This is a genomic window from Candidatus Aquarickettsia rohweri (assembly GCF_003953955.1).
Classification (GTDB): domain Bacteria; phylum Pseudomonadota; class Alphaproteobacteria; order Rickettsiales; family Midichloriaceae; genus Aquirickettsia; species Aquirickettsia rohweri.
The window spans coordinates 1-17,415 of the sequence record NZ_RXFM01000018.1 but is presented as its reverse complement, the minus strand read 5'-3'; the positions used below and the strand labels follow the sequence as shown (position 1 = coordinate 17,415).

The 17,415-nt window shown below is 25.7% G+C and carries 20 protein-coding genes and 3 pseudogenes; 8 read left to right on the top strand and 15 right to left on the bottom strand.

Annotated features, from left to right (window positions below; genetic code table 11):
- From tnpA to EIC27_RS02090, 5 genes are all read right to left on the bottom strand, one after another.
- A partial coding sequence (tnpA, locus tag EIC27_RS08090; RefSeq protein WP_410519450.1) for an IS66 family insertion sequence element accessory protein TnpA occupies positions 1-154 on the bottom strand: 154 nt, incomplete at its 3' end.
- A gap of 75 nt (positions 155-229) precedes the next feature.
- Positions 230-469, bottom strand: coding sequence for a hypothetical protein (locus EIC27_RS07360; protein ID WP_126044500.1), 240 nt, complete (start codon positions 467-469; stop codon positions 230-232).
- A gap of 8 nt (positions 470-477) precedes the next feature.
- Positions 478-657, bottom strand: coding sequence for a hypothetical protein (locus EIC27_RS07355; RefSeq protein ID WP_153183755.1), 180 nt, complete (start codon positions 655-657; stop codon positions 478-480).
- A gap of 108 nt (positions 658-765) precedes the next feature.
- Positions 766-1,770: a TGS domain-containing protein gene (locus EIC27_RS02095; protein WP_126044499.1), complete on the bottom strand. Its 1,005-nt coding sequence runs from the start codon at positions 1,768-1,770 to the stop codon at positions 766-768.
- A gap of 39 nt (positions 1,771-1,809) precedes the next feature.
- Positions 1,810-2,955 carry an HD domain-containing protein gene (locus tag EIC27_RS02090; RefSeq protein ID WP_126044498.1) on the bottom strand — a complete coding sequence of 382 codons (1,146 nt, stop codon included), beginning with the start codon at positions 2,953-2,955 and terminating at the stop codon, positions 1,810-1,812.
- A gap of 113 nt (positions 2,956-3,068) precedes the next feature.
- Between EIC27_RS02090 and thyX the strand changes: the two genes are divergently transcribed.
- Positions 3,069-4,004, top strand: coding sequence for an FAD-dependent thymidylate synthase (gene thyX, locus EIC27_RS02085; RefSeq protein WP_126044497.1), 936 nt, complete (start codon positions 3,069-3,071; stop codon positions 4,002-4,004).
- Positions 4,005-4,038: 34 nt separating this feature from the next.
- On the opposite strand, the gene EIC27_RS02080 is transcribed toward thyX, so the two are convergent.
- The 3 genes from EIC27_RS02080 to EIC27_RS02070 are packed head-to-tail and all read right to left on the bottom strand — an operon-like array spanning position 4,039 to position 6,023.
- The gene (locus EIC27_RS02080) at positions 4,039-4,848 is read right to left on the bottom strand and encodes a WD_0702 family putative metalloprotease (protein WP_126044496.1); all 810 of its coding nucleotides are present in this window, start codon (positions 4,846-4,848) and stop codon (positions 4,039-4,041) included.
- Positions 4,849-4,852: 4 nt separating this feature from the next.
- Positions 4,853-5,113: an AtpZ/AtpI family protein gene (locus EIC27_RS02075; protein ID WP_126044495.1), complete on the bottom strand. Its 261-nt coding sequence runs from the start codon at positions 5,111-5,113 to the stop codon at positions 4,853-4,855.
- 4 nt (positions 5,114-5,117) lie between these two features.
- Positions 5,118-6,023, bottom strand: coding sequence for a sensor histidine kinase (locus EIC27_RS02070; protein WP_126044494.1), 906 nt, complete (start codon positions 6,021-6,023; stop codon positions 5,118-5,120).
- 430 nt (positions 6,024-6,453) lie between these two features.
- Here EIC27_RS02070 and EIC27_RS02065 point away from each other — a divergent pair, with 430 nt between their 5' ends.
- A complete protein-coding gene (locus tag EIC27_RS02065) occupies positions 6,454-7,455 on the top strand; it encodes a polyprenyl synthetase family protein (RefSeq protein WP_126044493.1) in 1,002 nt (333 codons plus the stop codon).
- Between the two features lie 492 nt (positions 7,456-7,947).
- Here EIC27_RS02065 and EIC27_RS02060 read toward each other — a convergent pair whose 3' ends face one another.
- The 7 genes and pseudogenes from EIC27_RS02060 to lgt all read right to left on the bottom strand — a co-directional run bounded on the left by EIC27_RS02060 (position 7,948) and on the right by lgt (position 14,007).
- Entirely contained in the window at positions 7,948-9,651 is a 1,704-nt protein-coding gene (locus tag EIC27_RS02060) for an ABC transporter ATP-binding protein/permease (RefSeq protein ID WP_126044492.1), read from the bottom strand.
- A gap of 45 nt (positions 9,652-9,696) precedes the next feature.
- Complete coding sequence (locus EIC27_RS02055; protein ID WP_126044491.1) at positions 9,697-10,161, bottom strand: hypothetical protein; 465 nt, start codon at positions 10,159-10,161, stop codon at positions 9,697-9,699.
- A 213-nt stretch (positions 10,162-10,374) separates the two neighbouring features.
- The gene (locus EIC27_RS02050) at positions 10,375-11,028 is read right to left on the bottom strand and encodes a helicase-related protein (RefSeq protein WP_276310322.1); all 654 of its coding nucleotides are present in this window, start codon (positions 11,026-11,028) and stop codon (positions 10,375-10,377) included.
- Positions 11,011-11,493: pseudogene (locus EIC27_RS02045) on the bottom strand (DEAD/DEAH box helicase); the annotation flags it as partial. The gene EIC27_RS02050 and the pseudogene EIC27_RS02045, both read right to left, overlap by 18 nt.
- A gap of 249 nt (positions 11,494-11,742) precedes the next feature.
- Positions 11,743-12,198 (bottom strand): DoxX family protein, encoded by a 456-nt coding sequence (locus EIC27_RS02040; protein WP_126044489.1) that lies wholly within the window; start codon positions 12,196-12,198, stop codon positions 11,743-11,745.
- Between the two features lie 12 nt (positions 12,199-12,210).
- Positions 12,211-12,945, bottom strand: a complete 735-nt coding sequence (locus tag EIC27_RS02035) for an HvfC/BufC family peptide modification chaperone (RefSeq protein ID WP_126044488.1) — start codon at positions 12,943-12,945, stop codon at positions 12,211-12,213.
- A gap of 240 nt (positions 12,946-13,185) precedes the next feature.
- On the bottom strand, positions 13,186-14,007 hold the full coding sequence (gene lgt, locus EIC27_RS02030; RefSeq protein WP_126044501.1) for a prolipoprotein diacylglyceryl transferase: 822 nt from the start codon (positions 14,005-14,007) through the stop codon (positions 13,186-13,188).
- A gap of 60 nt (positions 14,008-14,067) precedes the next feature.
- Between lgt and EIC27_RS02025 the strand changes: the two genes are divergently transcribed.
- The 6 genes and pseudogenes from EIC27_RS02025 to EIC27_RS02005 all read left to right on the top strand — a co-directional run.
- A complete protein-coding gene (locus tag EIC27_RS02025; protein WP_126044487.1) occupies positions 14,068-14,328 on the top strand; it encodes an accessory factor UbiK family protein in 261 nt (86 codons plus the stop codon).
- A 59-nt stretch (positions 14,329-14,387) separates the two neighbouring features.
- Complete coding sequence (locus EIC27_RS02020; RefSeq protein WP_126044486.1) at positions 14,388-15,815, top strand: pentapeptide repeat-containing protein; 1,428 nt, start codon at positions 14,388-14,390, stop codon at positions 15,813-15,815.
- Positions 15,816-15,821: 6 nt separating this feature from the next.
- A pseudogene (locus EIC27_RS08085) lies at positions 15,822-16,058 on the top strand (pentapeptide repeat-containing protein); the annotation flags it as partial.
- Complete coding sequence (locus EIC27_RS08080; RefSeq protein ID WP_410519459.1) at positions 16,038-16,166, top strand: pentapeptide repeat-containing protein; 129 nt, start codon at positions 16,038-16,040, stop codon at positions 16,164-16,166. The pseudogene EIC27_RS08085 and the gene EIC27_RS08080, both read left to right, overlap by 21 nt.
- A gap of 3 nt (positions 16,167-16,169) precedes the next feature.
- Positions 16,170-17,207: a pentapeptide repeat-containing protein gene (locus EIC27_RS02010; protein ID WP_126044484.1), complete on the top strand. Its 1,038-nt coding sequence runs from the start codon at positions 16,170-16,172 to the stop codon at positions 17,205-17,207.
- A pseudogene (locus EIC27_RS02005) lies at positions 17,185-17,415 on the top strand (IS6 family transposase); the annotation flags it as partial. The gene EIC27_RS02010 and the pseudogene EIC27_RS02005, both read left to right, overlap by 23 nt.

Below are 17,415 nucleotides of genomic sequence, written 5' to 3'. Positions count from 1 at the left end.
CTACAAGAATTCTGTGCCATTTATAAAATGTACTTCTCGGCACATTCTTTTGCTTACAAAATTCATATTTACTTACATTACTTTTTTTATATTCTTCTACTAGCTCTTTCCATTTTTCATTACTTATTCTTTTTTTCTTTTTTTCTAATAGCATCATTAGCCTCTATTTTTTTAGGCTTTTGTTCTACCACTTATTTTTATTCTTGCCTAGATGCCCTTATTTTAGCGCTTACATATTTGTGAGAAATTTTATTAATTCTGTAAAATTATATTTATCATTAACTTGTAAGTTTTTACTATTGTTTTTAATAAGATTTATAGGTGTTTGATATTGAATTAATCCAGCTATACTCGAAATAATTAATTTTTTAGATTTTATATTAGTGGCTAATTGATGCAATAAACTTGCTCTATTTCCATAATTTGTACAACTATCTATATCATATGGGGTACTATTTAACCCAGGCAAATAAATTACTAAAATATCTTGTGGTATAAAAATTTTGAATTATCGTATGTCTCTAAAGCATTTTTTTCATTATTAGCAATATATAAAATAGAATCTTCTTTCTGTAATAATTGATTTATAACATAAGCTTTAGTACATTTTGGAGAGTATAAATTTTTCTCTATTATTTTATATTTTGTATTTAACAAAACAAGTATTAAGATATTTAAAGTAAAATTTTATATTAGAAAATTATCCAAATGTCATCTTATTTTATAATATATTTTACCAATAAATAACTTAAAATAAGCTATAAATTAATCCTCAAGATACCTAATCGATGAATACAACAAATCTAGATTACTAAATTTAGATAACAAATTTTTTATTTGTTTTATATCTTCTACTTCAATAATAATAGAGCACTCAAAAAAATCATCAAACTTATTGGTAGTAGTAATATTGACAATATTAATATTTAAATCAAAGATACAATTTACTGCTTCTCTTAAACTACCAACTTTATTTGAAATTAATAAAATTAATTTAGATTGATATAGAAAGTTATCAGATAGCTCCCAGTTAAATGAGTTAATCTTTTTGTTTGCTTTATGTAAATATTTCACTTTATTACATTCTACGCTATGTATACAATATCCCTTTTCTTTATCTAAAAATGATACTGCTTTTTCTCCTTTAACAGGGAAACAACACTCAGCAAAATATAAACTAACACCTTTATTAATTAAATTTTGCGAATTATTTTTCAACTTTTTCTTTATTTTTTGCACTATATTAAAAAAGAAACTAACTATATTAGGAGCTTTTTTAAAATCATGATAAGATGCTTTAACTACATCTGCTGTTTTTACTTTGTTTTGCCCTATTAATAAAAAAAGAGTCTCTAAATTCTCACATTTTATCGCAGAATCTTTCGGTAATACAATTTTAGATTCGTCAAATTCAACATTATGACTATCTAAATATTTTTTATAACTTTCTTTCCCAATTGCTATAAAATGATCTGTTTTAACATTACTCAAATACTTTTTTAATTCTGTTTTTGCCTTGCCAGTACTTAGAATTTCTAACCATAATTCAGAAGCTTTATTTTTTTCAGCACAAATTATTTCAACTTGATCTCCATTATCTAACTGGTATGAAATTGGAACAGTTTCTTTATTAACAATAGCACCAATACATTTTAGACCTATATCAGCATCAATATAAAATGCAAAATCAAGAGCTGTTGCTCCTTTAGGCAAAGTAACTAATTTTCCATCATTAGTAAAGCAGAATACCTGATGATAATGCATTTCCATTTTAGAATATTCTAAGATTTCACTTGGATTATTAGAATTTTATAAAATAGCTAATATTTCACTTATCCATTTAAAGTGCTTCTCTTTTTTATTAGGAAATTGTTGTTTGTATTGCCAATGAGCTGCAACACCAAATTCAGCAATTCTATGCATATTTTCAGTTCTTATCTGAATTTCAATTCTTTTGCTTTCAGGTCCAATAATAATAGTATGTAGCGATTTATATCCATTAGTTTTCGGAGTACTAATATAATCTTTAAAAGCACCTGGAACCATATGATAATTATTATGAATTGCACCTAATGCTTTATAGCAATCTTCAACATCTTGAACTATCACTTTAAATGCAAAGATATCTGATAAATTTTCAAAAGATAATTTTTTATTTTGTATTTTTCTCCAAATAGAGCAAGTTTTTTTCTCCCTTCCTGTAACATCAACAAGATTAATATTTGAACTAATCAAAACACTTTTAAGCTCACCTACAATCTTATTAACTAAGTCACCTCCATCCTTTCTAATTAAGTTCAACTGATTTTCAATACTTAATTTATCCTGAGAATATAATTCAGCAAAAGCTAAATCTTGTAATTCATTCTTAAAATTATGAATTCCTATTCTTTCTGCAAGTGCAGAATGTATATCCATTGTTTCGAGTGCTATTCTCTTTCTTTTTTTTGAATTTTTAATACAATTAAGTGTTCTCATATTATGCAGTCTATCAGCAAGCTTTATTACTAAAACCCTAATATCTTTTGAAACAGCACACATAAGATTTCTATAATCTTCAACTTTTCTTTCTTCTGCGCTTAAAATATTACTTTTTGATTCTATAGTTATAAGCTTTGATATTCCTTGAACTATATCTGCTATTTTTTTACCAAAAATATCTTTTATATGCTTATATGTTAAGATTGTATCTTCTATGGTATCATGTAATAATGCAGCAATAATTGTTGAAGTATCCATATTTAAATCTGCTACTATACTTGCTACTTCAATCGGATGAATTATATATGGTTCATTGGATTCTCTAAATTGGCCTTTATGTGAAACATTGGATATATCAAATACTTTGTTAATTAACTTAATATCTAAATTAGGATTATCTTCTAACTTTTTTAGTAGCGCCCCATAAGCAACTTGAATTTTTTCATCCCAATCTTTTTTTGACAATCCTTTCATTTTTGTTTTATTAATTATATTTTTCTTTATACTGCTTAAATAACATCATTTTAAATAGAATTATTTTTGTTAATCAAGTACAAAAAAATAAACTTTAAATTATTAGTAATAATATGAAACAAAAAGTAAATTACAATAACGAAATTAAAAATTCACAAGATCAAAAATTTTATACAAAAAGAGCAACTGTTCAAGCTTTAGAAGCAATACTATATGAACCAATAAAAGTGCTTGATCATGGTTTCATTAGAGTAATAGATTATATGGGAGATGATTCAGCAATTGTACAATCTGCAAGAGTATCTTATGGAAAAGGTACCAAAATGCTAAATCAAGATAAAGGGTTAATCAATTATCTAATGAGGCATTATCATACAACACCATTTGAAATGTGTGAAATAAAATTACATATAAAATTACCTATTTTTATTGCTAGACAATGGATAAGACATAGAACTGCAAACGTTAATGAATATTCTGCAAGATACTCAATTTTAGATAAAGAATTTTATTTGCCTGACCCTAAAAATATAGAGATACAATCACAATCTAATAAACAAGGTAGAGAAGGAACTTTAGATTCCAACCAATCTAAAAGAGTTTTAGATATATTAAGAGAAGATGCCCTAAGATGTTATGATAATTATATGGATTTATTAAATTTAGATGAAGAAACCGGTGAAATTAAAGATACAAATAAAGAGGGCATAGCTAGAGAATTAGCTAGAATGAATTTAACATTAAATTATTATACGCAGTGGTATTGGAAAATTGACTTAAACAATTTGCTCCATTTCTTAAGATTAAGAGCAGATTCACATGCTCAATATGAAATACGAGAGTATTCAAATAAAATTCTTGATATAGTATCAAAATGGGTGCCCTATACTTATGATGCATTTATTAACTATAGAAAAGAATCTGTTAATTTATCAAAGACAGGAGTAGAAATCATTAAGAAAATGATACAAGGACATAGTGTATCTGAGGAAAATAGTAGTATGTCTAAAAGAGAATGGAATGAATTTAACAAGCTATTTTTAAAGTAATAAAACTATAAAATTGTTCATAATAATTAACAAATTATACATCTTTTATTGATTTTACAGCCTTTGTCCATTTAGATAATTTATTTTTATTACTATTATGAAGCTTCTGAACTTTTTGTTTAGCCCACTTATGATTTATATTTTTCATGTCTTTTAGAAACTTCTTAGATGAATTTACTATATTAATATCCAATCTTGCTGATATTAATTTACTTAGAGTAAATTCAATCCATCTAGTAGAATTGGATAAGACTCCACTTATATCTTGAATGCTATATTTATACTGAGATTGAAATCCAGATATTTCTCTTGATTCTGCAAATAACTGAAAAAACCTAGCAAATAACTCTGAATTTTGTTGCTCAACATTATACTTAGAAACCTGTTTTATCAGTATCTCATCTATAGAATTTTTTACTATAATAAGATTACTATTTATATTCTCAAAATCATCATGCAATGCTTTTATGAAGTATTTTAAATCTAAATTTAATTCTTTCTCTACCATATGTGCTATTTCATGAATAATAACATTATAAGCAATTTTTTTAATTGTAATTACATAACGCCTATCTTGTCTAAAATTATTTAAATATGAATCTAACAATGGCTCATAAATGGTTTTACAATTGCCCTCATCTAAATCAAAATTACTTTTTTCTTTAATATTAAATTTTAAAGAATTTTGCGAAACTTTAGTTGCAACTAAATCTAATATATTTTTAAATATAGAATATTGATAAAGATGTTTTATATGTTCAATAAATCTATTTTTAATAATTTCATTATCTGCCACTGTGTGGTAATTAATTAAGGTAATTATATCTACTGAAACTTCTGCCATTATTTTACTTATATAAATTCTTATACATATTTAATAAAGAAGCAAAAAATCCTATTATACAAAACAATACAATAAAAATAGGTATTGTTTTAAAAAAATTATCAATAAAGTATCCAATTATACATCCAATAAAAATTCCAGCTATTAATTCTGTTATTATAGTCATTGGTACATTAGATTTTTTATTTATATGACTATTATTATTTTTATTCTTAACCTTCTTCTCTAAATTAATTAACCTTGATTTTATTTCCTCATTATTCATTTAATTATTTTATAATATTAGAAAAAAATATGATAAACTTAGTATATTCACCATATTTTGAAACACATTTAATTTTCGAATTCATTCTTTCCATAGCTTTTTTACAAAAATGTAAACCTATGCCAAATCTTCCTTTACTAAAATCTGCATCAAAAATTCTTGGCAATTCATTTTTTTTAATTCCACTGCCTGTATCTCTGTAATGAATTTTATTTTTATCAATCCATATATAAATAGAAGCTTCTCTTCCAGCATGAGCAAACGTATTTTTTAAAAGATTAAATATAACATGTTTTAATAGATGTCGCGATCCTTTAAATTTAAAATCTACACTATTGTCAAAATGAATTTTATTTTTTTGTTCTTCTGTTAAATAAAATTCCTCTAATGCAATTTCTATACATTTTACAACTGAATATTTTTTTATATCGGAATATTGTGTATTTACATTTTTAGAAGCAGTTAATATAATTTCTACATTTTTCATACAATAATTTGTTAATTTCATTAACTCATTAATTTCATGAATCAAAGCAGATTTATCATTATTATTTATTTTTTCTAAAAGCATTTCTGATTTTAATTTTACAATTGAAATAGGGCTAAAAACTTCATGTGCTATAGCACTTGCAAATGCTTTAGAAATTTCTATTTGATTGGAGGTTGCAGTCATTTTATAAATGACGAGCAAAACAAAGCTTAAACTAAATGCACCATTGCTAAAAATAGTATAATGCTCTACATAACTCATCATTATTTCTACTATATCTCCTTTATAAAGGCTAGCTGTGAATATATATAAAATATATGCTAAAACTGCATTAATTATCCATAGTATTGTAAATAATCTATTATTAGTAAATATAAAAAGCAATCCAGATGAAAGGATTAATCTAATTATCCATTGCATACTGAAATCACTTAAAAAAAGCGTGTAACATGGAAGAAATGGCAAACCGAACAATAAAATTAATATTTGTAAAACTTTTTTATACTTTATCTTTTTAAAAATTAATCTATAAAGTAGAAACCAAATACATAAAATTATTATAATTAAATTTACCAAACTAATAAATATTATAATAAGATTTATATGTGCTAACTCTAATATTGTTATAGGAGTGTATATTAATAAAAATAAAATACATAATAGATAATATAAATTATCACGCTCTTCTAATTGAAGTATTGATTCACTAAATAATATCTTAATTTTCTAAAATAGTCACAACTCATTTATAATCTCAATATATAAACATATTATACATTAAACTTGTATAATTAAATAAATTATATATTTTTATTTACTAAAAAGTTGATTAATAGATTTAAAATTAATAATGGACAAAACAATTATAAATAAATTTATTGAAAATTTAAATTTTGAATTAAAAGAATTAAATAACTTTTTATTAAAATATTCTCAAAGTAATAAAGCAAATTTACTGAGCAAAGTTTCTTATCATATTATATCTTCAGGTGGAAAAAGAATACGACCTTTACTTACTATAGCTTCCTGTAAGTTATTTAATCCTAATCAAACTACTTTAAAAAAGTGTTTAGATTTAGCATCTGCTATAGAGTTTATACATAATGCAACACTACTACATGATGATGTAGTTGATAATAGTAATACAAGAAGAAATAACATTACTGCTAACCATATATGGGGTAATAAATCTAGTATTTTAGTTGGAGATTTTTTATTTAGTCAATCTTTTAAGCAAATGATTAAAACTAAGAATTTAGATGTCCTTCAAATACTTGCTAACACATCAGCTGAAATTGCAGAGGCAGAAGTATGGCAGCTTGAACTTATTGGAAGATTAGATATAGAATTTGATGAATATATAAGTTTAATCAGCGCTAAAACTGCCAATCTTTTTTCTGCAGCTTGCTTGTGCTCATCTATTTTGGCTAATGCTAATGCTAAACAAAAAGAAATATTAAAAAATTATGGCCTTAATTTAGGTATAATATTTCAGATTAATGATGATATAAAAGATTTCTTTTCTACTTTTGAAGAACTTGGCAAAGAGCCTGGTAGTGATTTTTTTGAAAATAAAATTACTTTACCTGTAATAGTAGCTCTAAAGAATGTTAATAAACAAGATTTTATAGTTATAGAAAAGATTTTTAATAAAAAAAATAAAAAAATTCAGCATTTTAATCAACTACTAAGCTTATTTGAAAAATATGATATTAAGAATAAATCATATAAAATTTTAGAAAAATACATACAAAAAGCACTTACAAATTTTGATGTTATTCCTGATTCAAAATATAAAAGTCTTTTCATAGATCTTATATTGAGCTACCAAATAGTTAAAAAATCTCAATAAGGAATAAGAGAAATGCTCCAGAATAAAGTTTAGTAATTAAACTTATAAAATAGTATCAGGTCTTTTGCGTAATTATCATACTTAACCCAAACTGCAGATAAGAAATTTATAGCAAATCTTATAATCATGAAGCGTAGTATCTCCCCACAATCATCACGAAGGAGGAATGCATACCACCCTACAGTTATCATTAGGGAGAGACTAAGTCTCGACTGTAGTGATCCATAATTGTTATCGCATTTACATTTATTGATAATTTTCCTGGATTGCCGCGAGCATTAAAATGCTCTCGCAATGACTATATTGCTAACTAAAATTGTATTCAAATATTTGTATATAACAGTTTTTCCCCCTTTTACTAAGTATTTCTTATATGCAGCTCGGGTTAAAATTAGTTTTTAAATTGCCTAAATACAATGAAAAATAGTGCAAAACATAAGTTTAATTTATATTGCTTAAGTTAAACTACTATATCTTTTAACATTACAGATTTTAATGGTTAAAATTCAAACATAGTTTGTTTTTATTAATAACCTTATTAAATTTTGGTATTGCTTTATTTTTATGAGTTATAAGTATTATAGTTGTATTTTTCAACTCTTGATTTAATAAATTTAAAGATATTATTTCACTTTTTTCATCCATAGAACTAAATGATTCATCTAAAAATAATATATCTGGTCTATTAATAATGCTTCTAATAATTGCTATCTTTTGTTTTTCTCCTCCACTCAATATTCTTTCCCATTCATTCTCCTTATTTAATAATATTTTTAGTTTATTTAAGCCAATAGATTCTAATAAATGCTCTATATATTGTGTGTTTTTATGCTCAAGTAGTGGGTAAATAAGGGCTAATCTCAATTTTTCATATGGCATATAACCTTTTTGCGGTATAAACATTATTTTTGAATTTTTAGGATATATAATTTCTCCAGAAGAATATGGCCATATACCTTTTAACGTTCTAAATATAGTGGATTTGCCACTCCCATTCTCTCCCTTTAATATATAATTATTCTTTATTATTTTATCTGTTGTTTTTTCTAATATTTTCTCACCATTAGGCAAGCATATTTCTAAATTTTTTAATTGAATATTACTTCCTTCAAATTTAATCTGTACTTCATTCTTTTTATTTTCCTCTTCACATTTTTCTATACTATTTTGAAATTCATATAATCGCTCTACTACTGCCTTTAATGTAGCTATGTTAATATATGACTCTATCATCCAGGATAATGCTGTTTTTATCTCATCAAATGCTTTTATTGTTTGCATTAAAACTCCTAAAGTTATTGCTGCTGCAAAATATCTAGGGGCTAATACTAAAATTGGCAATATAATTGCTGTTTGATTATAAAATGATACAAATGATATAATCTTCATTTCTCTAAATATCATCTTTTTAGTATTTTTAACTATTTTTGTAAACTTTTGCATTATTCCATCTTTCTCAAACTCTCCTGCGTCATACATAGCTATTGCTTCTGCATTTTCTCTTGTTCTTATTAATTGATACCTAAAATCGGCTTCTTTTTTCTCACCTTTAAACAGTATTTCTGATAATGGCCTACCTATTTTATGCGTTAAATACGTACCTAATAAGGCATATATTAATGCAACCCAAACTAAATATCCTGGTATATTAATTGTGTATTTATATAGTTTAAACTCAAATACTCCAGATAAACTCCACAAAATTATAATAAAACTTATTAACGTTGTTACTGCTTGAATTATTCCTAAAAAAAGCTCTATTGATATTGTTGAAAATTCCTTAATATCATTTGCTATCCTTTGATCTGGATTATCTATTTCTTTATTTATTGCTTTTGCAATATAATAATTATTTCCTTTTATCCACTTATTAACTATATTTTCTGTTTTCCATATTCTCCATTCTAATGAATACCATAACCTAGATACTGTTTTCAATAATGATGTTATTATGAAGATAAAAGCTAAAATTGCAAAAACTAATATTTGTTTTTGAAATTCAACTTTATCTAAATTTTGCAATGCATCGTAGAATGTCCCAGACCACTTTGTGAGTCTTACAGATAAATATACATTAAAAAATTCAAATGCTACTAACCCTGTTATTCCTATAATCGCTATCTTTTTCTTTTCACTTATAAAAAATTTTGTTACTAACTTTATCCATAAAATAAATAAATTTCTTTCTTTTTTCATTTCTTTTTTGTCCTTTATATTTTTTGCAAATATAAATTTATAAACTTATTTTTTATATTTTGTATTGAACCAATTCAATGCTATGTGCAAAGCTTCTTTTTGTTCTAATCCTTCATTAACTAATTTATAATACTTTTCCCATATTTTAACACATGATGCTTTTATTTCTTCTACTTTTTTAGTATCTGTATAATGATATATTTTGTTACCCTTACTAAATTCGGTAGCTTTTTCTAATCCTTTATTCAATTCCTGTTTAACAGTATTTTTTCCTTTTTTCTCTATACCATATTCTAATAATATTAAATACACATAATCTTCTTCTATTTGGTTTTTCTTTATATCTTTTTTTAATATATCTAATCCATTATAATATTTTGTTATTCCTTTTCTTTTCATTTCATCTTTTTTAATTTGTCTTTCTACTTCTTCAGGATTTTTTGCATTTAGCGTACTTACTACATATTGATTGAGCAAAAAAACTGCTATTAATATTTTAATTATTTTCATTTTTTTATTCACCTTAGTATTTTTATTTAATAATTTTCAATATTTTTTACATATATCTCTCATTTAGATCTAAATATTTATATTAGTTGTCCTCAAATATTTGTTTTTATTTTTTCTTTCATATTCCTCCCCTTATTTTTACTTTATACTATACACTAAGTTTGTTTGCAATAAACCCATATTTTAATATAGATATTTCTTATAAACTCCTAATTATGAAGCATGTTTGGCACTATAAAATCTTTTTGGTTTATTATTTTTTTTATAACGATTATTACCAAATAATTTTGATTTATTATTTCTTTCCTTAAATGAACCTTTAGTTGGATCAACAAATCTCTCTATGCTTTTCCATTTATTTATATCATTAGGTAAAAGTAAATTTAATGCAGATCCTCTAGAATCAGCTCTACCAGTTCTTCCTATACGATGTATATAATCTTCATGAGACATTGGTAAATCATAATTAATTACATGTTCAACATGAGGAATATCTAAACCTCTTGATGCAATATCTGTTGCTATCATTATACGAAAATTTTTAGCACGAAAATTTTTAATCACCTTTTCACGTTTTCTATGTATAACATCTCCATGAAGCGTAGAAACACTGTGATTATTTTGCAGTAACTTTTTACTTAGACTTTCTGCGCTAATTTTTGTATTAACAAATACAATTATTGAACCTTCTCTCATATCAAGTTCGTTTGAGAGGTCATTATATTTAGTTGAATTATTTGTATACTTAATATCTTGCTTAATCTTAGGAGTAACTACATTTGAAGAAGTGACTGTAATTTTTTGAGGATTTTGTAAGTACTTTTTAGATAGATTAAGAATTTCAGGTGAGAAAGTAGCAGAAAACATCAAGGTTTGTCTTTCTTTAGGCAAAAATCCAACAATTTGATCTAACTGTATACTAAAGCCCATATCTAGCATCCTATCCGATTCGTCAATTACTAAAGTATTTACCTTTTTCAGATCTAATTTTTTTCTATTTATAAGATCATTGATTCTTCATGGTGTACCAACAATAATATTTGGATTTTTCTTAAGTTTATGCATTTGCTTAAAAATTGTAGCTCCTCCAACCAATAAAACAGAATTAATAGTTTTGATTTTAAGAGCTAAATCTTTGATTACAGCTTGAATCTGAGATGCTAATTCTCTTGTAGGAGCTAATATTAAAGCTTGCTCTTTATCATATCTTAAGATTTTTTCTAATACTGGAATTAAAAATGCAATGGTCTTACCTGTGCCTGTTTGTGCAGAACCTATTATATCTTTGCCTTCCAAAATCACAGGTATGGATTTAGATTGAATAGGTGTCATAATCTTTAGATTCATTTTTATAATAGATTCTTGAAGCAAAGTTGTAATATTAAGAGAACTAAATTTATTCATAATTTAAATAATTTCATATATAAAGTGTCAATGTCTTCTAGTTTATTTATAAATATATTGATTTAATGAGTAATAAAACAGAACTTTAGATACATAGCTCTTAATATATAAAGTTATAAAATAGATTATTAACTTGCACAGGTCACACACTATAGATAAAATAATAAATGTCAATTACTATATTTTTGACTTTGCCTTTTTAGAAATAATATGATCAATAGAAAATTTGCCTGGTCCAAATATTAATATATTTAACACTAATATACCACAGATAAAATATTTATCATGATACATATAGCTGAAATTTATAAATAATATTATTGAAATCATAACTATAGCTGATGCCCTGCTTACTAATCCAAGCAAAAGTAATAAAGGAAAAAATAATTCACTAAAAGTACCTATAATAGCTGTGATTTTATAATGAATAAAAGGCATATTATATTCATGCTGGAATAAATACTCAACGACATGCCAATGCCCTTTTAATGCACTTTTTAGTTTTAGCCAGCCTGATTTGAAAAATATTAAAAATACATATGCTCTGCATAATAATAAATAAATGGAAGTAATATAACTGTAATTATCTTTTAAAAATAAATAACTTTTTTTGATTATATTTTTTATACACATTATTTACCTCTTTTAAAAAGTTAATAAATCTAATTGTAAAATTTTTGATAAAATTTTTTGCACCTTAATATCATCTTCAAGGTCATAAATCTCTTGCATGTTAGAGAGTTTATTATATCTTTTGAAATCTAATAAAAAATTATAATCAAAATTATTTAAACACAAATATTTTACTACATTGTTAATTTTTAAAATTAATAAATTAGATCCTCTTTTAGGTACTTCAATGCTTTTATCTACATGCTTTTTAGAATTACAGAACTTAAAAATAAAATCTATAGGATATTTAGATTTTACCAGTTTAATATATTTTTTAAGTTTAAAATCATTAAAGTAATAGATATTATCTGAGTTAATATTTATTTTATAATCTGTATTAGCATTACGAACTAAATATAAATAGTAATCTAATTTAGCTACATGATATAAGTAAGGAAATGATTTTAACTCTACTTTTGAGTTTATAAACGAAGAAAATTTCTTCCCATAATTTTTTAAACTATTACTTTTATGATAATTGCTTTTGACATATAATTTTGCTAAATAATCAAAACATTTCTCCCCAATTAATTTCTTTATTGTTGGGTAAGTAGTACTTAAAGAGTTAATTAAAATTCCATAGAAATTATCTTGGCATAAATTAATATACTCTTTTATATATATATCGTTCTGAGTAATTATGCTTAATAATTTTGAATTACCATGATGCAGTATACTTTTTTTGAATACTTGTTGTAATTTATGCATATTCTATACCGCTTAATTTTCGAGCTAGATCTACATAATTTTTTAAATGCAGTTTATCCATTTTCCCCCTAAAATAATTAATAAATCAGTATTATGAAAAATTTTTCTTAAAAATACTCTAAATAATATCTTATTTTCCAAATATTATTACGTTATTAGTTAGCTTATTATAAATACTTTCTCGAATTAAAATTTTTTTCATATATCTTCTCATGCTGTTATATATTAATGATAACCTACTCAATTTTTAGTTGCAACTCTTTTAAAAATTAAATAAATACCCATTACTAGCATTGGAATTGACAAAATTTGTCCTAGAGATAATAAATTGAAAATGTACCCAATATGCTGATCAGGCTCTCTAAAAATTTCAATAATAATTCTAAATAAAGAGTAAAAAGTTAAAAAAACTCCACTGAGAAAGCCTTCCATATTTTTACTTTTTTTTGAATCTAAAGTTTTATTATTAAGAAAATTTTGCCTTATTCTAAGTGCAATTAACATAATGCAAAATAACATTATTCCTTCAAAAGCTGCTTCGTATAATTGACTAGGATGCCTTGGCTGATAATCTGTATTTGGAAAAATTACTCCCCAGCTTACATTTGTTTTTTTTCCATATAACTCAGCATTAATAAAATTTGCTATACGTCCAAAGAATAAACCTATAGGCACTACACATGCTATTAAATCCATTGTAGATATAAATTTTCCATTTTTTAAACTAAATAACCATATTGATGCCATTACCCCAAGCAGCCCTCCATGAAAAGACATGCCACCATGCCAAATCTTAAATATCTCCCAAAAATCATCCAAAATTACATTCGGGCAATAAAATAAGATATAGCCTAATCTTCCGCCTATTGTTATGCCAATAATAATATATGTAAGTAAATTTTCATAGGCACTTGAAATAAGGTTAGCAACAGTATACTTTTTCTCAATTTTTTTCAAAATATATACACCAAGCAAAACACCTATGACATAGGATATTCCATACCACCTAATTGATATATATCCTAATTCTATTGCTATTGGATTAATATTAGGAAAAAGTATTGCAAACATTAATTCTTACATGATATTTGTATTATTTAATACATATAAATATTTAAAAAAATGAAAAAAGACAACAAAATATTAGATGATCTAGCAAAGCTAGCAGGCTCAACTTTCACAGGAGCTGTAAATGTTAAGAATGAAATATCAGACTATATAACTACTCAAATTGAAACTTTTATAAAAAAAATGAACTTTGTAACAAAGGAGGAATTTGAAGTTGTGAAAAAACTAGCTCAGGATAATAGATTAATGATTGAAAAATTACAAAAAAAGAAGACATTAAAAAGAAAAAAAATCACTAAATCTGAAAAAAAATAAAATGTTTTTTAAAGTAACTAATGTTACCTTAAATTTATAACTATTTTGTATTTAGTATTATGCCTAAAGTTGAAGAAATATATGCTCAATTAGAACAAGAAAGTATAAAATTAGATCAGTCCATTGAAATTATCCCTATATCTTTAGGTGAAGATTATTATAAATATATAAATGAGTATATTGAAGAGCTTGAAAAATCAAAAGCTGGAAAAGATGCAGATACACGTGCACAATGGTCAATATATGAATATGTTCAAACAAGGAGAGAAGAAGATGGTATTCCAGAACCGGAAAATTTAAATTTATTAATAGATTATATTACTGAACATAGAAAAATTAAAAATGGAGAACCAGGAGACCAAAAAGCTGCAGGAAGTTTAAATGAATATTTGCAACAAAGATTTACAGAAGAGAATCCTAAATATAAAAGTAAGGTTATAGTAGCAGAAATTAGCGGAGATTATGGAATAGTTGAACAATATATTGATAGTTATGATAGCGATAGAAATTTTGTATATGAATATTATGAACAAGATCCTTTAAAATTAAGTGAAGTTGATTTATCTGGGTGTGTCTTTTCAAATGTGAGATTTTATAAATCATTAAATGGAGCAATATTTAGAGATTGTATTTTTGATGAAAATGTTATTTTTGATTCATGTGATTTATCACATGTTGATTTTAGAGGTTCTAAATTAAATTGTGATTTTCGTAACTACTTATTAGCAGATGGTGAATTACCTGATGGAGATGATGAAAGATTACTTGACTCTCTTAAACTTGATTACGCAAATGCTGAAAGAATGCAAATGCAGAAATTATTTAGAATTGAAGCAGATGATAAAAGTCTTTTGCCAGCTAACAAAAGAACTGAATATGATTATGAACCTGAAGAAAGGTTTAGACGAGAAAATGATGCAAGAAGACGTTATGAATCTGAATGTGAGGATGAGATTAATCGTTTTAAAAAAGAAAAGCTTTCCATACAGAGTTATAAAGATTGGGCTTTAAGCTTTGTGAGTGAGACAGATAAACAAAGGCAACTAAATCAGGAAATTGCTGAAGGAGTTGAAGAAATTAAAGCTAAATATAAGAAAAGACTTGAAAATGAGTTATTTACAATAGCTAATGAGTATATAATAGAGCTAAAGACAGCATATTATGACCCAACATACCTGCCAAAAAATCCTGAACGAGCTAACTCTGTTAAGGTAAGACTTGAAGCTACACAACAAGATTTAGAAGATTATATAGGATATATTAATTCTTTGCCTGAAAAAGCAGCTAAAAAATCATTTAACGATTTTTTGTCTGAAAAAACAACAAATCAAGCAATATTAAGCCAAGCTCAAGATTTGAATCCAGGCAAAGATATAATACCTGTTGCAGATTTCTTCTATAAAGAAAGTAAATATCAAAGAATTAGTGGTTTAGATTTATCTAATTTGGATTTAAGTGGAGTTAATTTTGCTTGTGTAGTATTCTAAGATTGTAATTTTGAAAATACAAATTTAACTGGAACTTGTTTTGAGACTGCGTCACTTCAAGGTACAAGCTCTTTTAAAAATAGTACATTAACAGATGCTAATTTAATTGCTATTAAAGGAGAGAATGTAGATTTTTCTCAAGCAATTATGCCAAGAGTTAGAATGATGTATAGTCGATTTACTAACTCAAATTTTGAAGGAGCACTGCTTTATTCTGCAGACTTGACTGGATCAAGTATTGAGAACTCAAGTTTAAAATCAGCTATTGCAGATAGATCTAATTTAAACAAAGTAAATTTAAGAGATGTTGATGCTAGATACGTTAAAATGAGAAAAGTACATCTTCGGTAAGCTGTGTTAGAAGGTGATTTTTCTCATGCAGATTTTTCTCAAGCACAAATGGAACAAATTGATGCAAGTAAAGCAAAGCTTGAAGAAGCAGTTCTTGAAGAAGCTAATTTAAGGTATGCTGACTTAAGAGGAGCATTATTAAACAAAATTAAAGCCAAAGGAGTGAATTTATCTGATGCAGATTTAGAGTCAGCAAAATTAGAATTAGCTAAATTATCTAACGCAATAATGGATGGGGCTAATGCTAGGTATGCAGATTTTAAAGACGCGACATTGCAGGATGTTCACGCTCATCAAGCTGATTTTTATCATGCTGTAATGGAAAGAATAAGAGGAGAAAGATTAGATGTATCAGGAGCCATATTAAATGAAATTAATTTAAAAAATTCTAATCTTACAGAAGCTGTTTTAGAAAATATAGAGGCATACAAGGCAGATTTTAGAGAAGCAACTTTGAAAAAAGTAAATGCTAAATTTGCTGAAATGGTTGCATGTGATTTCAGTGATGCCATTGCTAGAAATATGGATATTTCAGGTGCGAAATTTCCAATGTCACATATGGAAAGGACAGACCTTACAGGTGTCATATTTGATCCAGATACTTTATTATTAGATGTAAATTTTAGAGATGCAATAGGAGCTGATGCTCTAAAAGAGCTACAAGAAAATCAACATTTGGTTAAAACTCAACTATTTGGCAGAAGCGAATATGGATATTGTAAAAGTAATGATGATGGTACAAATGATAGATTTAAGTGTCAAAGAATTGGTGCAGCAATATTATCTTCTGTAATTGGTGCTGGGGCTGGTTATACCTTATCAGGTCCATTTACTGGCATAGCTGGTTCTGTAGCAGCAGGAATAATAAGTGATCAAGCATTACATGCTGTTAAAAATGGGTATTTTAGAGAGCAAGGTTATATTAGGGTTCTGTCGCATCTGTTGAAAAGTATAAGAATCTTTGATATTCTGAAAGAAATGATAGATGTTAATAATGCTGAAAGTAGACCCAAAATTAATGAAGTATTTCAAGAATCATGAATATGGTCCAGAAATAATAATGGTATCATTGTATATGAAAGGAAGATATTCTCTAAGTTATAGAGAGATAGAGGAGATAGGCGGGTTGAGAGGATTCGCCATTGATCACGCTACTTTACAAAGGTGGGTAATAAAGTTTATGCCAATACTTGAAGGAAGATTCAGAAAAAGAAAGAAGCCAGTCAATGGTAGTTGGAGAATGGACGAG

Excerpts from the sequence above, each read along its gene's own strand:
- EIC27_RS02095 (WP_126044499.1), bottom strand. The coding sequence starts at position 1,770 with ATGGAAATGCATTATCATCAGGTATTCTGCTTTACTAATGATGGAAAA.
- EIC27_RS02090 (WP_126044498.1), bottom strand. The coding sequence starts at position 2,955 with ATGAAAGGATTGTCAAAAAAAGATTGGGATGAAAAAATTCAAGTTGCT.
- thyX (WP_126044497.1), top strand. The coding sequence starts at position 3,069 with ATGAAACAAAAAGTAAATTACAATAACGAAATTAAAAATTCACAAGAT.
- EIC27_RS02080 (WP_126044496.1), bottom strand. The coding sequence starts at position 4,848 with ATGGCAGAAGTTTCAGTAGATATAATTACCTTAATTAATTACCACACA.
- EIC27_RS02075 (WP_126044495.1), bottom strand. The coding sequence starts at position 5,113 with ATGAATAATGAGGAAATAAAATCAAGGTTAATTAATTTAGAGAAGAAG.
- EIC27_RS02070 (WP_126044494.1), bottom strand. The coding sequence starts at position 6,023 with ATGCAATGGATAATTAGATTAATCCTTTCATCTGGATTGCTTTTTATA.
- EIC27_RS02065 (WP_126044493.1), top strand. The coding sequence starts at position 6,454 with ATGGACAAAACAATTATAAATAAATTTATTGAAAATTTAAATTTTGAA.
- EIC27_RS02060 (WP_126044492.1), bottom strand. The coding sequence starts at position 9,651 with ATGAAAAAAGAAAGAAATTTATTTATTTTATGGATAAAGTTAGTAACA.
- EIC27_RS02055 (WP_126044491.1), bottom strand. The coding sequence starts at position 10,161 with ATGAAAATAATTAAAATATTAATAGCAGTTTTTTTGCTCAATCAATAT.
- EIC27_RS02050 (WP_276310322.1), bottom strand. The coding sequence starts at position 11,028 with ATGTTTTCTGCTACTTTCTCACCTGAAATTCTTAATCTATCTAAAAAG.
- EIC27_RS02040 (WP_126044489.1), bottom strand. The coding sequence starts at position 12,198 with ATGTGTATAAAAAATATAATCAAAAAAAGTTATTTATTTTTAAAAGAT.
- EIC27_RS02035 (WP_126044488.1), bottom strand. The coding sequence starts at position 12,945 with ATGCATAAATTACAACAAGTATTCAAAAAAAGTATACTGCATCATGGT.
- EIC27_RS02025 (WP_126044487.1), top strand. The coding sequence starts at position 14,068 with ATGAAAAAAGACAACAAAATATTAGATGATCTAGCAAAGCTAGCAGGC.
- EIC27_RS02020 (WP_126044486.1), top strand. The coding sequence starts at position 14,388 with ATGCCTAAAGTTGAAGAAATATATGCTCAATTAGAACAAGAAAGTATA.